Here is a 15794-nt window from a genome sequence, read left to right as displayed (position 1 = left end):
ATCGCAAATAATCGATCGCCAATTGTCTCCTGTCAGACTTGGGTAAGTCAGCTTCAAGTATGGTATCAGTGATATTTATGCGATGACGTAAGCGTGTTTGGCAGTTTGACCTTGGATCATTCGGATTGATGGAGATTGATATGACACCAAAACGGGCCGCACTGCGAATGGTGGCGATTGTTGCCGGTGCGATGATGGCAACACCGGCCTTGGCCGCATCTTGTATTACCAGCAAGGGTCAATTTGGCGCCTACAAACAGCAACTCGCCCAACAAGCCGCAGCGTCAGGTGTCAAGAAACGCGGTCTGCAAGCGCTGCAACAGGCAAAGCTGTCCGGCATCACATGGCGGTTTGAATCAAACCCGGCGTCACAATCCAGCATGCGCTATCGCAGTCCTGAACAGTTCCTGAAGAGCCGCTTCTCAAGTGTGAACACGTTTGTTTCCGGCGCCAAACGCAAACTCCAGCAGAACGCCAGACTGTTTAAGTCTATTGAGCAACGTTACGGGGTCCCGGGATCTATCCTCGTTGCAATCTGGGGATATGAAACGAATTGGGGCGGGTATACCGGCAACACGCCCATTGTCAGCGGTGCTGTTACCCTCGCCTCCTATTGCCGCCGTCATCCGCGCTTTGAGGACGATGCCATCGCTGCGCTCCAACTGGTTGATCGGGGCCTGATCACCGGCAACAGCCGCGGCGGGCCGTCAGGTGAACTCGGGCACATGCAGTTTCTGGCGGGCAACTGGGTGCGTTTTGCCGTCGACGGAAATCGCGACGGCCGTGCAGATCCCAACAATGCAGCCGACGCGCTTGCAACGGCAGCAAACATGCTTCGCCGCAATGGGTGGCGGGCCGGACGGTCTTTTGCGGACGGGTCTGCCAATTTCCGGGTTCTCTCAACCTGGAACGACAGCGGCAACTATCAACGCGCCATCGCCTATGCGGCTGGCTTGATCGACCAATAAGCCTGGTTCTGACGCATAAACCCTCAACAAATAAAAACGGGCGCTTCAAAGCGCCCGTTTTTTTCATGTCCGATTTATGAGAACCGGAGCGACCCTGAGATCGCTCCGGATGCAGATATCTCAGTTTGTTACCAGGTTCCGCAAGACATAGTGCAGGATGCCGCCGGCCTTGATGTATTCCAGCTCGTCTTCGGTATCGACGCGGCACAGGCACTCAATGGTTTTGGTGGTGCCGTCCTCATAGGTCACTTCCACATCCATCATCTGACGCGGCTGGATGTCCGCTATGCCCTTGATGGTCACGCTTTCCTTGCCGGTGATGTTGTGCGACTGCCAGCTTTCCCCGTCCTTGAAGGTCAGCGGGATGACGCCCATGCCGACAAGGTTGGAACGGTGAATGCGCTCAAAGGACTGGGCGATGACGGCACGCACACCCAACAGTTTGGTGCCTTTCGCGGCCCAGTCGCGGGATGAACCGGTGCCGTATTCCTTGCCGGCGAACACCACCAGCGGACGGCCCGCTTCCTGGTATTCCATGCAGGCGTCGTAAATCCACTTTTGCTGACCGTCCTTCATGGTGACGCCGCCTTCGACGCCCGGAACCATCTGGTTCTTGATGCGAATATTGGCGAAGGTGCCACGCATCATGACCTGGTGGTTGCCTCGGCGTGAGCCGTAGGAGTTAAAGTCCTTGCGGGCGACCTGATGCTCGGAAAGGTACTGACCTGCCGGGCTGTTTTCCTTGATAGCACCGGCCGGTGAGATGTGGTCGGTTGTAATCGAATCCAGGAACAGCCCCATGACCGCCGCGTTCTCGATGTCCTCAAGCGGCTTCGGCTCCATGGTCATGCCTTCAAAATAAGGCGGGTTCTGCACATAGGTGGACCCGGCCGGCCAGCCATAAGTCATGCCGCCTTCGACCTTAATCGCCTGCCAGTGCTCGTCCCCCTTGAAGACGTCGGAGTAGCGTTCGCGGAACATCTCTTCGGTGATCGAAGAGCGGATTAGCGCGGTGATCTCTTCCGTGGTCGGCCACAGGTCCTTGAGATAGACCGGGTTGCCGTCGCGGTCTTCACCGAGCGGGTCCTCTGCCACATTGATGTGCATGGATCCGGCCAGTGCGTAAGCGACCACCAGCGGCGGCGAGGCCAAATAGTTGGCGCGCACATCCGGGTTCACCCGGCCCTCGAAGTTGCGGTTGCCGGACAGAACAGAACAGGCGACCAGGTCATTGTCGTTGATGGTCTTGGAAATCGCCGGATCGAGTGGGCCGGAATTGCCAATACAGGTGGTGCAGCCATAGCCGGTCAGGTTGAAGCCGAGCGCATCCAGGTCCTTCTGGACATCGGCCTTTTCCAGATAGTCGGTGACCACTTGCGAGCCCGGGGCCAGCGAGGTTTTTACCCACGGCTTCACCTTGAGACCTTTTTCCAGCGCCTTTCTGGCAACCAGCCCGGCACCGATGAGAACAGACGGGTTGGAGGTGTTGGTGCAAGAAGTGATCGCGGCAATCACCACGTCGCCCTCACCGAGATCGAAATCCTTCCCCTCAACTGAATAGCGCTGACCCGGCTTGTCGAGCACGGCCACATCACCGGCAGTTGCTGTCGCGCTCTTGATGTCTTTCAGCGCCTTGGCAAACTCCGGCGCGGCCTCGGACAAAGTCACACGGTCCTGTGGGCGCTTCGGGCCGGCGAGCGAGGGCACAACGGTGGAGATATCGAGCTCCAGGGTGTCCGTGAAGGCCGGTTCTTCCGAACCTTCCCGGAACATGCCCTGGGCTTTGGCGTATTCTTCCACCAGCGCGACGCGATCCTTGTCTCGGCCGGTTGCTTCCAGATATTTCAGCGTGTCACTGTCCACGGGGAAGAAGCCGCAGGTCGCGCCGTATTCCGGCGCCATGTTGGCGATGGTCGCTGCATCTTCCAGGGACAAGTTGTCGAGGCCTGGACCATAGAATTCCACGAATTTACCGACCACGCCCTTGGCGCGCAGCATCTGTACTACGGTCAGAACCAGATCGGTGGCGGTAATGCCCTCGTTCAACCTTCCGGTCAGCTTGAAGCCAATGACTTCCGGGATCAGCATGGAGATCGGCTGGCCGAGCATGGCAGCTTCCGCCTCGATACCACCAACGCCCCAGCCGAGCACGGCAAGGCCGTTAACCATGGTGGTGTGGCTGTCTGTGCCGACCAGTGTGTCCGGATAGGCGATTTCCTCGCCGTTTTCCTGTTTCGTCCAGACGGTCTGGGCGAGATATTCCAGGTTCACCTGGTGGCAGATACCGGTACCCGGTGGCACGGCGCGGAAGTTATCAAACGCGGATTGGCCCCAACGCAGGAACTCGTAGCGTTCGCCGTTGCGCTCGTATTCCAGTTCCACGTTTTTCTGAAACGCGTCGCCGGTGCCGAAATAGTCAACCATGACCGAGTGGTCGATCACGAGATCCACCGGCACCTGCGGATTGACCTTCTGCGGATCCCCGCCAAGCTTTACTGCCGCATCGCGCATGGCGGCAAGGTCAACGACGGCCGGAACACCGGTAAAGTCCTGCATCAGGACGCGCGCTGGCCGGTAGGAGATTTCGTGCGTGGATTTGCGCGTCTTAAGCCACTCGGCGCAGGCCAGAATGTCGTCTTTCGTCACCGTGCGCCCATCTTCGAAACGCAGCAGGTTCTCCAAGACGACCTTCAATGAAAACGGCAACTTGGAAACACCCTCAAGACCGTTTTTCTCAGCCTCGGGAATGGAAAAATAGGTGTAGGTCTTGCCACCGGCGGTGAGGGTTTTCTTACAGTTGAAACTGTCGAGGGACTGGGTCACGACGTGTGGTCTCCTTCGCATCCATGGCAGCCTCGCCGCGTCTTGCCGGCCGCCGGTCTACACATTTTGCAGGCGCCTTGAGAAGAAAAGCCATTTCATCCCAAAAGGTTCCGCAATGGACGCGAACAGAGCCTCTCCCCCATTCTTGTCCCTAAGAAACTCGCGAGAGTCCTATACAAAATTCCGAGCGGTTTCACCAGAACAGGCGCAACACCCAGGGCAATAGACGGCTTCAAAAATGCATTGCCTCCGCCCGGCAGACCCTTTTAGGAAACAGGACCTCATTTCCGATGGAGATGTATATTCATTATGGAATTACAAGGGCTTCTACACCGCAAAGGCATTTGTGGTATCTATCGGCAGACACCAGTGACTTAGCTTCCGGAAGCACCACTCAATCCACGTCGTCATCGTCAGACATGTAAGCATCCCAAAGATCCGGTCGCCGTTCGCGGGTCAAGCGTTCAGCTTCAGCGAGACGCCATTCGTGGATTTTCTTGTGATTGCCAGAGGTCAGGACATCCGGGATGGTCAGCCCTTCGAACTCCGCCGGGCGTGTGTAGTGGGGATGCTCCAGAAGACCAGTTTCGAAGCTTTCCGTATCCGCGCTTTCCATGTTACCCATCACACCCGGGATCAGGCGAACGATCGCATCCAGCATGGTAATGGCACCGATCTCTCCGCCCGACAGGATGTAATCCCCGATGGAGATTTCCTCCAGGTTCCGCGTATCGATGACACGCTGATCAATACCCTCAAACCGGCCGCACACGATGATGGCACCAGCCCCTTCTGCCAGCTCATGTGCTTTTGCTTGCGTAAACGGTTTTCCGCGGGGGCTCATCAGAATGCGGGGGCGCGGATCTTCAGCCGGAGCCGCGGCATCAATGGCTTTCGCCAGAATGTCGGCCCGCAGCACCATGCCGGCACCACCACCTGCAGGGGTGTCATCGACGGACCGGTGTTTATCGGTCGCAAAATCCCGGATCTGGCTGGTCTCAATGTCCCACAGACCTTTCTCCAACGCACGGCCGGACAGGCTTTGTCCAAGTGGCCCTGGAAACATGTCAGGGTAGAGCGTGAGAATGGTTGCCTTGAAGGTCATGGAAGCACCGTGTGTTTGCCGCATTGGGTCAAGATTACACCGGGTCAGCCTTAACGATCCATTTACCAAGTAAATTGGTAATTCTGTTGCTGTTTGCCCGCTTTAGGAGTTTGAAAGCTCTGATTAATCGTCCTTGTGCTAAGTGACAAGGAGATAACAATCAGGTGGTCTGTCGTGCGCCGTTTCCCGAGGATAAAATTCAAGCTTCCAGACATCTTTCTTCTTCGGGAAGACCCACATTTTATTGAGCTGTCTGTCGGCCGGGTTCTCCCGCTTGCAGCCCTGATCGCTTTTGGTGTTCTGGTCGGCCTCGTTTTTGAGACCGGCGTCAGTCACCCGTACGATAAGGTTCTCCACATCGCGTTTTTCGCGCTTTTGACCCTATCGATTCATGCCCTGTTTTGCTGCCGGCTGCGGATCTCCGCTTTTATCGCGATGAGCCTCGGCATCCTGGGCGAAATCGTACAGGGCATGCTGCCGCATCACCAAATGTCGGTGCCGGATATTGTCGCAAACGCGATCGGCGTGTCGCTCGTGGTTGCTCTGATCGCGCTAATACGCTCAGAAACCCGACAGGCGTTGAGTGACGAAACCGATGACATTGATCTTGGGGAAATGGGTTTGAAACCCGTGCCGACCCGTTATCTGTCCGGCGAATCGGTCGATGATTCCGGATCCGGCTTTTCATCCGACAAATAATCTTCCGGAAGATCGGCAACCACAAATCCGCTGTCTAGATTGATCTCCGGAACAAAGTCCTTGGTGAAGGGAATATAGAAGGTCTTACCGCGTTTCGGCCGGATCTCCAGGAGATCGCCTGCGCCAAAATCCTGCACCGCCACGATCTTACCGAGCGGCTCACCTTGCGGGTCCTTCACATCCAGCCCGTTCAGGTCGGAATAGTAGAACTCGTCTTCATCTGTTTCAGGCAGCTGGTCCCGGTCGATGTAAAGCTCGGTACCGTTGAGTTCTTCTGCCCTGTTGCGGTCGGTCACTTCCTTGAATTTCGTGACGACAACCGTCTTTTGCACTCGCGCACTCACCACTTCAAAGGACTGCTTGCCGTCCTTTGTGGTCAGCACACCATAGTCGGTGAAGGAAAGCGGGTCATCGCCGAACGGCTTGACCCGCACTTCCCCGCGAACGCCATGCGCCGCGCCGATTTTGGCCATCAGCACCTTTTGTGTCTCTTTGGAGCTCATCTCAAAAGGCCCTCAAGCCGGATATCTATGCGGCGTATGCAGTCTTATTCCGCAGCTGCTTCTTCTGTAGCCTCGGCAGCAGCGGCAGCAGCTTCTTCTTCAGCTGCCTTCTTCTCGTCGAGACGCTCTTGCGCCTTGCGGCCGAGCTGGGCCTTTTTCGGGTTGTTGCGCGGTTCGCGCTTCAGGAGACCGGCAGCATCGAGGAAACGGTGTACACGATCGGTCGGCTGTGCGCCGTTGCCGAGCCAGTACTGGATCCGCTCAACGTTCAGCTGAACGCGCTCTTCGGAATCCTTCGGCAGCATCGGGTTGTAGGAACCGACTTTTTCGATAAAGCGGCCATCACGCGGAGCGCGGATGTCAGCAACAACGATGCGGTAGTACGGGCGCTTCTTGGAACCGCCACGTGCAAGGCGAATTTTCGTAGCCATTTTATTTCTCCAGTGTGTTTCAGTTGCCGGCTTCAGCGGCAATGGCTTCATGGTGCCGGATCACTTCGCGAACGATGAAGTTCAGAAATTTCTCGGCAAAGTCAGGATCGAGATTGGCGTCGGCTGCGAGTTTCCGCAGCCGCTCGATCTGAATTTTTTCCCGCGCCGGATCAGCCGGCGGCAGGTCGTTTGTGGCTTTCAAGACACCCACCTTCTGGGTACACTTGAAACGCTCTGCGAGCATGTGAATAAGCGCTGCATCGATGTTGTCGATCGAACCGCGCAAGGACTTCAGCTCATCGAGAGCCGCGCTTTGTCCCAGTTGGGTTTCAGCCTGGCTCATCGTTTCTTACCCTTCCCCATGCCGGGAAGGCCCGGCATCTTCGGACCGCCAAGGCCTGGCAGGCCCGGCATTCCTGGCGGAAGGCCCGGACCACCGAGACCCGGCATTCCGCCCGGCAGTCCCTTTGGCAGGTCCATGCCACTTGGCATCTGGCCGGACTTGGCCATCTCTTCCAGCTGCTTCGGATCGACATCCGGCATACCACCGCCCATGCCGCCCATCAGCTTGCCGAGCATGCCTTTGCCCTTGCCCATCTTTTTCATCATGTCCGCCATCTGGCGGTGCATTTTCAAAAGCTTGTTGACCTCGGCCACCTCAACCCCGGAACCACTGGCGATGCGCTTTTTCCGGCTGGCCTTGAGGAGATCAGGCTTCTTGCGCTCGGTCGGGGTCATCGATTGGATGATCGCGATCTGGCGCTTGAACATCTTGTCGTCGAGACCGGCGGCGTCGATCTGCTTTTTCATTTTGCCGACGCCCGGCAACATGCCCATCATGCCGGACATTCCGCCCAGCTTTTCCATCTGCTTGAGCTGCTCGGCGAGATCTTCCAGGTCGAAATGACCCTTCTGCATCTTCTTCGCCATTTTTGCGGCTTGTTCCGCATCAATGGCTTCGGCTGCTTTCTCGACGAGCGAAACAATGTCGCCCATGCCGAGGATCCGGTCGGCGATCCGTTTTGGGTGAAAGTCTTCCAGTGCGTCGGACTTTTCACCCGTACCGATCAGTTTGACCGGCTTGCCGGTGACCGCCTGCATGGACAGGGCCGCACCGCCGCGCCCGTCACCGTCCATACGGGTCAGAGCAATACCGGTGATTCCAACGCGCTCGTCAAAGTTTTGGGCCAGATTGACGGCGTCCTGACCGGTCAAACTGTCAGCAACAAGAATGATTTCATGCGGATTGGCGGCGGCCTTGACCTCGGCCATTTCCACCATCAGCGGCTCGTCGATGTGGATCCGGCCGGCGGTGTCGAGGAGAACCACGTCATAGCCGCCGAGCTTGGCTGCGGACATGGCCCGGTTGGCAATCTCGACCGGGCCCTGGCCTTCGATGATCGGCAGGGTGTCGACGTCGTTTTGCTCACCCAGGATTTTCAGCTGCTCTTGCGCGGCCGGACGGCGGGTGTCGAGCGAGGCCATCAGCACCTTTCGCTTGTCGCGCTGGGTGAAACGGCGGGCGATCTTGGCCGTGGTGGTGGTCTTACCGGAACCTTGAAGGCCGACCATCATGATCGCGACCGGCGCCGGTGCGTTCAGGTCGATCGGTTGACCTTCTTCACCGAGCATTTCGACAAGCTGGTCGTGAACAATCTTCACCACCATCTGGCCTGGGGTGACGGATTTGACGACCTCTGCGCCAACGGCACGGTGACGGACCTTGTCCGTGAAAGAACGAACGATCGGCAGGGCGACGTCGGCCTCGATCAGCGCGCGGCGGATTTCGCGCAACGCTTCGTTGACGTCGTTTTCCGACAGCGCACCGCGGCCGGTGAGCTTGTCGAAAATACCGCTTAGTCGATCGGACAGGCTTTCAAACATCAAAGGGTCCTTGGCTCAATTCGTTTCGGGAAATCTCCCGAACCATATGGGGAACCATCATTGAAATCCAACCGAATGCGAGGGCGCAAAGCAGTTTTGCACCCGAGGGCGCATCGCGCTGTCGGGTGGGAACCTCCGGGCGCTCTTTATACCTTTGCGGGTCCCGGTCGGCGGATTGAAATGTCAGTCACTCATATGGAGTTCGCGGGCTTATGCCGGAAAGAGGAAAGAGAGTCAAGGAAGGCTGCGGATTTCTGGTCTTTATCAGCGCCAGACACTGTCTGCCTTTCCGGCATCAAGCTGCTCTGGACAAAGAAACACCACGCAACAAAGCGCCCCATGGCTCCAAAACAACAAAACGGCTCCTGGATCACTCCAGAAGCCGTCTTGCGAAACCGATATTGAGAGCTGCTTATTCGGCAGCGGTCTCTGCAGCAGCTGCTTCTGCTTCGGCCTTTTTGGCTTCAGCCTTGGCTGCCTTTGCAGCAGCTGCTTCCGCGCGGGCGTCTTCATTGAGGCGCTTGGAGCGGGCGTTGGTGTTCTCTGTGATACGAGCAGACTTACCGCGGCGGTCGCGCAGGTAGTAGAGCTTCGCACGGCGGACTTTACCGCGGCGGACAACCTCTACGCCTTCCAGCATCGGAGAGTAAATCGGGAACACACGCTCAACGCCTTCGCCGTAGGAAATCTTGCGGACGGTGAAGCTTTCGTTGATGCCGCCGCCGGAACGCGCAATGCATACGCCTTCATAAGCCTGTGTACGGGTCCGGTTGCCTTCGGTGACCTTCACCAGAACGCGGACGGTGTCGCCCGGAGAAAATTCAGGAAGCTTACGCTGAGCTTCGATTTTCGCCATTTCTTCAGCGTTCAGCTGCTCGATGATATTCATGGCATGTTTCCCTTTTCAATTACAAAGCGGTCAGAGCGTCCTTGGGATCAAAGGTGCCAAGAACGGGTTCACCAGCTTTGGGCCATGTTGCATATCCGCCGGATTTTATGGAGTTCGGTGCCCGGTAAAAGCATCGCCCAGAACACAAGGCTTCCTGCCGGAAGACACGCATTCATCCAACTTGGGCGGGCGTATACAGGATTTTCAGGCCGTTGTCATGCGGATTCTTGCCGTTTATCTCGGAAGAAGCCCGCAGAGGTCTGCGCATTGTACCCCAAAGGAACCATCTGTCCGGAATACGCGTTCTTTGGTGACCGCATTTCAGGATCACTCACCACTCGACAATGCTGCGTCACTAACTTGCGTGTTTCCGGACCTTCAGGACAACACAAGGCGCTGAAAACTAACGCAAGGTCAAAGGACTCGCGCAGCTTTTCAAAAAGCCGCTTGACTCTCTCCCTGTTCTCCGGAATCAATAAGAACAAATAGAGAACAAAACCAGTGTGATTGGAATCAACGTGCACAATGTCCGCCGCATCCGAACATAGCACATCTCTTGCCGAGCTGCGTCGCCGCATTGCGGATCTTGAGGGTCGCCTCCCCTTTAAGACGCAGTTTGGTCCGGCCCCTGCGACCGCCGCCAACCCGCAGGGGCCGGACAGTTTTTTGAAAGACCGTCCGGCGGACGGCAAGACGCAGGCTGAGGGTTTCGAAACTGAGCCGCCCGGAAAGGGCGGACCAGACGATCTCGCCGTACGGTGCCCCTTGGGACTGGAGACTCTCGACCGGCTGTTTCAGCCCGGCAACAGCTTATCGGGCAGCGGACTGAAATTGGGGGCCTTGCATGAGGTGGTCAGCTCCGAAAGCCGCAATGCCGGGGCACTCAGTGGCTTCGGCCTTGCGCTTCTTGCACGGCTTCTGGCCATAAGGTCCGGGCCGGTTCTGGTGGTCCAGGATATCCGGGCCACTCAGGAATCCGGTCGGCTTCATGGCGCCGGGCTGCTGGACTTCGGCATTGATCCGGCCCGGCTGATCGTGGTGCGGGCGAGAAAGCTGGAAGACGTTCTGTGGTGCCTTGAGGAAGGCGCGTCCTGCAGTGCCCTTGCCGCCGTTGCCGGCGAAATCCAGGGCGGGGAACGTCTCGTGGATCTCACGGCAAGTCGCCGTATTTCCCTGCGGGCCAGCCGCAGCACGGTCCCGGTCATCTTGCTCCGTCATGGGGCAATACATGAACCGACCGCAGCCGTCACCCGCTGGCAGATTTCTCCGGCCGCCTCAAAGGCTCCGGAGTTCTTGGAAAAAGCACCCCATGCGGGCCTTGGAGCGCCAGCATGGCACATCGACCTGACGCGGAACCGGGAGGGCCGTCCCGGCCGCCTGACCGTGGAGTGGGACCATGCGAGACAAACATTTGCCGCACCAGCGCATCCTCTCGCTCTGGATCGCGGATCTTCCCTGCGACCGGATCCTGCGCCGGCTGCGGGTCAGCTCCACACCCTCCGCCCGGCAGGTTGAACCGCCGCTCGCCGTTTTGGAAAAAATCCGGGGTGCCCGCCGGATTGTCTCCTTGAATGAAACCGCAAGGGCCTGCGGCTTGCGTCTCGGCGAGGCGGAAGCCGATGCGCGGGCCCGGATCCCGCATCTTTTGTGTGAAGACGCCGATCCGGAAAAGGACGCTGCCTTGCTGGGCGCTGTCGCGGATTGGTGCGCCCGCTACACGCCTTTGGTGGCGCTCGACGGCAAGGACGGGCTGTTTCTCGACATCACGGGCTGCGCACATCTCTTCAAAGGAGAGGAAACTCTTTTGAAAGATGCCTTGGAAAGGCTTCACCGGCAGGGGTTTTGCGTTGCCGGTGCGATCGCCGGAACCGCAGGGACGGCTTGGGCGCTCGCCCGCTTCGGTTCCGGCGGTGTTTTGGCGGACAGCCAAGAATGGCAAGCCCTCGCCCCCTTGCCGCTTGCAGCTCTTCGGGTGCCTCCTGAAGCTGTCTCCGGCCTGAACCAGGTTGGCTTGAAAACCATTGGTCAGCTGTATGACCGGCCGCGCGCGCCGCTCACCAACCGTTTTGGTGCAGACCTCATCCTCCGGCTTGATCAGGCGTTGGGACTTCAAGGAGAAGCGATTTCTCCCCGGTTCGAAGCTCCGCTGATTTCCGCAGAGCGACGGTTCTTCGATCCCATCTCACAGCTGGAGGACGTCAAGGCGGTCGCGCTTTCTCTGGCCGGTCAGGCCGCCAAGGCGCTGGAACGCCGGGTCGAAGGCGGCCGCGTCTTCGAATTGAGCCTGTTTCGGGTCGATGGCGCGGTTCAAAAATTCCGCGTCGGCACCAGCAGCCCGTTGCGCGACCCCAAACGCGTTCTCCGGCTATTTGCCGAAAAACTGAAGGCCGATGAAGGGGCAATTGATGCCGGCTTTGGCTACGACCTTGTCCGCCTGGATGTTCTGGTCGCCGACAAGGCCCCAGCCGTTCAATCGGCGTTGACAGCACACGGTGCAGCGGAAGCCGATGCGAGCCTGGACGATCTGGTGGACCGGTTGGGTGCCCGCTTGGGCCCTGAGCGTGTTACCCGGCTTTTGCCGGTCGACCGGCATCTGCCGGAAAGCCAGACCGGGTATGTACCGGCAGCCTTCGCCCAACAAGACGCGCTCGTCTGGTCCGGATTTTCAAAAGGCGCGGCCGCTCCCGATCTTCACCGCGCGCACCCCTCATCCAGTCCTCAACTCGGGTTTGCTGAAGACACCCGTCCGGCTGGCGGGATAGAGACCTCCAGCTGGCAGGAAGGTCTGGTGACACGTCCCTTGCGGCTGATCGAACCGGCAGAAGAAGTCGAGGCTCTGGCCATGGTGCCGGACGGACCGCCGCTAAGGTTCCGCTGGCGCCGCGGCATCTACCAGGTCGTCCGCTCTGAAGGTCCGGAACGCATTGCCCCGCCCTGGTGGATTGGCGCGAACGACCGGCCCTCAGGGGCCAAGGAGGGCGTGACCCGGGATTATTTCCGCATTGAAGACACCGAAGGCCGGCGGTTTTGGCTCTACCGGGAAGGTCTTTATGAGCGCGAGACCAGCCGCCCGCGCTGGTATCTGCAGGGTCTGTTCGCATGACATGGCGCCCTTTAATCACGGAGCCGCCCGCTTATGCGGAGCTGTGCGCTGCGACCAATTTCTCCTTTCTTCATGGTGCCTCACATCCAGAAGAGCTGGCACTTCAAGGCGCGCACTTGCAACTGGCCGCCCTTGGCATTTGTGACCGCAATTCCATGGCCGGTGTGGTTCGGGCGCATATGGCAGCAAAAGAGACCGGATTGAAGTTCGTGCCCGGTTGCCGTCTGGCGTTTCTCGACGGCACGCCGGATCTTCTTTACTGGCCGAAAGACCGTGAGGCCTATGGCACGTTGACCCGGCTTTTGACCATCGGCAACCGGCGGGCGGAAAAGGGCGTCTGTCATCTGACCCTGGATGACGTGAGCCTGCTTTCCCCGGGTTCTCCAGCCGCCCTGATCTTGCCGCCGGGATTGCCGGATCCAGCCCCGGTCCTGCAGGTTTTGGAACAGCTGAAAGGCCACTTTGAAGGTACGCTCCGGCTTGCCGTCGCCCTCCACCGGAAGGCGGAAGACCGGCGGCGGCTCGCCCTTGCCCGCAACATAACGCAGACGGCGGGTGTGCCGATGCTCGCCATCAACGACACGCTCTATCATGCGCCGGACCGGCGCCCCTTACAGGATGTTCTAACCTGCATCCGCCTGCATGAGCGGCTGGAGAGTGCCGGCCGCCAACTGCAGCAAAATGCCGAACGTCATTTGAAGCCAGCAGAAGAAATCCTGCGGCTTTTTGAAAACGATCCGGCGCCTTTGCATGAAAGCCTGAAGATCCTTCAAGAGGTTCAGTTCTCGCTGGATGACCTTCGCTATGAGTACCCGGAAGAACCGGCCGGGGAGAGTGCCTGCCCGCAGGCCGAACTGGAGCGGCTGACCTTGGAAGGTGCCAAACGGCGCTACCCGGAAGGCGTTCCGGACAAGATCCGAGCAACTATTGATCATGAACTGAAACTGGTCGCGGACCTCGACTACGCGCCGTATTTTTTGACCGTTTACGACATTGTCCGGTTTGCCCGCACACGCGGCATCCTGTGCCAGGGCCGGGGATCAGCCGCCAACTCCGTAGTCTGCTTCTGCCTTGGCATCACCGAGGTTGACCCAACCAGGGCAGATCTCCTGTTTGAGCGTTTCATCTCACCCGAACGGCGCGAGCCGCCGGACATTGATGTCGACTTCGAACACGAGCGGCGGGAAGAGGTCATCCAGTACATTTATGCCAAATACGGCCGCGAACGCGCCGGGCTTGCGGCCACTGTAATCACCTATAGGTCCCGCTCCGCCCTTCGGGAAGTCGGCAAGGTGTTCGGCCTTTCCGAAGACGCGATAGCGTCCCTTGCCGGGACGGTCTGGGGGCGCGCGTCGGCCGGAACCGAAGAGGCCCAAGTGCGCGAGGCCGGGCTGGATCCGTCAGATCCCTTAATCACACAAATGCTGGAACTGGCCCGCACGCTGATCGGTTTTCCCCGGCACCTCTCCCAGCATGTTGGCGGTTTTGTCATCACCCGCGGCCGGCTCGACGAGGTCATTCCAATCCAGAACGCGGCCATGGAAGACCGCACTGTGGTGGAATGGGACAAGGACGATCTGGATGCCCTCGGGATCCTGAAAATCGACATCCTTGCACTTGGCATGCTGACCGCAATCCGTAAGGCCCTCACCATGCTGTCGGAAAACTATGGCCAGGATCTCACCATCTCCACCATCCCGGCTGAGGAGGCACCGGTCTATGACATGTTGTGCCGGGCCGATTCTGTCGGTGTTTTCCAAGTGGAAAGCCGGGCCCAGATGACCATGCTGCCCAGGCTCAGACCACGGGCGTTCTACGATCTCGTCATCGAAGTTGCCATCGTCCGGCCCGGCCCAATCCAGGGTGATATGGTGCACCCTTACCTGCGCCGCCGTCAGGGCAAGGAACGTGTCAGTTACCCGAGCAAGGAGCTGGAAGCCGTGCTCGGCAAGACCATGGGTGTGCCGCTGTTTCAGGAACAGGCCATGAAGATCGCCATTGTGGCCGCCGGGTTCACACCCGGCGAAGCCGACAAGCTGCGCCGCGCCATGGCGACCTTCCGAAGGGTCGGCACGATCGGCACGTTCCAGACCAAGATGATCGAGGGTATGGCAAAAAACGGCTACGACCGTGACTTTGCCGAGCGCTGTTTCCGCCAGATCGAGGGCTTTGGCGAATACGGATTTCCCGAAAGCCATGCCGCAAGTTTTGCGCTTCTCGTTTATGCCTCGTCCTGGATCAAGGCCTATTACCCGGATGTCTTTTGCACCGCGCTTTTGAATTCCCAGCCCATGGGATTTTACGCCCCCGGACAACTGGTCCGCGATGCGCGCGAACATGGTGTGGATGTGCGCGAGGTTGATATCAATTTGTCCGATTGGGACGCAAAACTGGAACCTGGCTGGCAGGCAGCCCGGCATCTCCACCCCCGCCACCGGGAGATGAGAGAGATCGTGCGTACCGATCATGCGGTTCGGCTCGGTTTCCGGACCGTGAAAGGCCTCAAGCAGGACGATATGGACAAGCTGATCGAACACCGCGGCGACGGTTATGACAGCATCCGGGATCTTTGGCTGAGATCCGGCCTCAGCCGCCCGGTGATCCTGCGCCTTGCCGAGGCCGATGCGTTTCGCTCACTCGGCCTTGACCGGCGCGCGGCGGTCTGGGCGGCGCAAGGTCTGGAAGCTGGCAATCAGCGCGACCGGCTGCCGCTGTTTGATGTTGCCGATTTTGGAGACTTGCGGCCAGAACCGGACGCAGACCTGCCGCCGATGTTGCCGGGCGCCCATGTCATGGCCGACTACCAAAGCCTGAGCCTGTCCTTGAAAGCCCATCCGGTTGCTTTTGCCCGGCCTGCGCTCGCTGGTCAGCGCGTTGTTCCGTGCATGAACCTGCCGGATGTCCGCCAGGGCCGCCAGATCTCCGTGGCCGGACTGGTGCTGGTCCGCCAACGGCCCGGCTCAGCCAAGGGCGTCATTTTTCTCACGCTGGAGGATGAAGGCGGCATCGCCAACATTATTGTTTGGCCGAAGGTGTTTGAAAAATACCGGCCACTGGTGATGGGAGCCCGCTTCTTGAAGGTTTCAGGGCGCGTCCAGAATGAAGCCGGGGTCATTCACGTGGTGGCTGATCATGTCGAGGACGTCACCGCGCTGCTGTCCGATCTGTCCGACAAGTCCCTGGATGATGCCGGCCTTGCCCGTGCAGATGAGGTTAAACGGCCGGTGATTGAATTGACCGAAAAGATCAAGCCAGCCAGCCGCCTGGTCCAGCTGATCCGCGATGTTCCGGAACTTCGAAAGGATGTCGCACAGATCAAACCGCACAAGGCCGCCGCCCTTGAGCGGCAAACAGTGACAGCTCTGCCCGGCGGGCGGAATTTTCACTAG

General features: G+C 58.9%; 12 protein-coding genes. 5 read left to right on the top strand and 7 right to left on the bottom strand.

The annotated features are described in order from the left end of the window. Positions 1-140: 140 nt before the first annotated feature. Complete coding sequence (locus tag ACVDG4_RS20735) at positions 141-968, top strand: lytic murein transglycosylase (protein WP_306149300.1); 828 nt, start codon at positions 141-143, stop codon at positions 966-968. A 120-nt stretch (positions 969-1088) separates the two neighbouring features. Here ACVDG4_RS20735 and acnA read toward each other — a convergent pair whose 3' ends face one another. Continuing rightward, complete coding sequence (acnA, locus tag ACVDG4_RS20730) at positions 1089-3791, bottom strand: aconitate hydratase AcnA (protein WP_447236508.1); 2703 nt, start codon at positions 3789-3791, stop codon at positions 1089-1091. Between the two features lie 394 nt (positions 3792-4185). Next, positions 4186-4896, bottom strand: coding sequence for a tRNA (guanosine(37)-N1)-methyltransferase TrmD (gene trmD / locus ACVDG4_RS20725; protein WP_409686626.1), 711 nt, complete (start codon positions 4894-4896; stop codon positions 4186-4188). Positions 4897-5070: 174 nt separating this feature from the next. Between trmD and ACVDG4_RS20720 the strand changes: the two genes are divergently transcribed. Continuing rightward, positions 5071-5595, top strand: a complete 525-nt coding sequence (locus ACVDG4_RS20720; RefSeq protein WP_133952595.1) for a VanZ family protein — start codon at positions 5071-5073, stop codon at positions 5593-5595. Here ACVDG4_RS20720 and rimM read toward each other — a convergent pair. The 5 genes from rimM to rplS form a co-directional block, all read right to left on the bottom strand. Further along, complete coding sequence (gene rimM / locus ACVDG4_RS20715; RefSeq protein WP_209176348.1) at positions 5538-6098, bottom strand: ribosome maturation factor RimM; 561 nt, start codon at positions 6096-6098, stop codon at positions 5538-5540. The two genes, ACVDG4_RS20720 and rimM, sit on opposite strands and share 58 nt — an antisense overlap. A 44-nt stretch (positions 6099-6142) precedes the next feature. Further along, positions 6143-6529: a 30S ribosomal protein S16 gene (rpsP, locus tag ACVDG4_RS20710; protein ID WP_133952597.1), complete on the bottom strand. Its 387-nt coding sequence runs from the start codon at positions 6527-6529 to the stop codon at positions 6143-6145. Positions 6530-6548: 19 nt separating this feature from the next. Beyond that, complete coding sequence (locus ACVDG4_RS20705; RefSeq protein ID WP_166672833.1) at positions 6549-6872, bottom strand: chorismate mutase; 324 nt, start codon at positions 6870-6872, stop codon at positions 6549-6551. Next, positions 6869-8413, bottom strand: a complete 1545-nt coding sequence (ffh, locus tag ACVDG4_RS20700) for a signal recognition particle protein (RefSeq protein ID WP_409686621.1) — start codon at positions 8411-8413, stop codon at positions 6869-6871. Before ffh ends, ACVDG4_RS20705 begins: the two co-directional genes overlap by 4 nt. A 412-nt stretch (positions 8414-8825) precedes the next feature. After that, positions 8826-9302: a 50S ribosomal protein L19 gene (rplS, locus tag ACVDG4_RS20695; RefSeq protein ID WP_306149296.1), complete on the bottom strand. Its 477-nt coding sequence runs from the start codon at positions 9300-9302 to the stop codon at positions 8826-8828. A 525-nt stretch (positions 9303-9827) separates the two neighbouring features. Between rplS and ACVDG4_RS20690 the strand changes: the two genes are divergently transcribed. The 3 genes from ACVDG4_RS20690 to ACVDG4_RS20680 are packed head-to-tail and all read left to right on the top strand — an operon-like array spanning position 9828 to position 15794. Beyond that, entirely contained in the window at positions 9828-10817 is a 990-nt protein-coding gene (locus tag ACVDG4_RS20690) for an ImuA family protein (RefSeq protein ID WP_447236507.1), read from the top strand. After that, the gene (locus ACVDG4_RS20685; protein WP_447236506.1) at positions 10699-12405 is read left to right on the top strand and encodes a Y-family DNA polymerase; all 1707 of its coding nucleotides are present in this window, start codon (positions 10699-10701) and stop codon (positions 12403-12405) included. Before ACVDG4_RS20690 ends, ACVDG4_RS20685 begins: the two co-directional genes overlap by 119 nt. Continuing rightward, positions 12402-15794 (top strand): error-prone DNA polymerase, encoded by a 3393-nt coding sequence (locus ACVDG4_RS20680; protein WP_447236505.1) that lies wholly within the window; start codon positions 12402-12404, stop codon positions 15792-15794. Before ACVDG4_RS20685 ends, ACVDG4_RS20680 begins: the two co-directional genes overlap by 4 nt.

Source organism: Roseibium sp. MB-4 (assembly GCF_053005265.1).
Note: the sequence above shows the minus strand (reverse complement) of the source record. Positions and strands in the feature narration are given on the sequence as shown.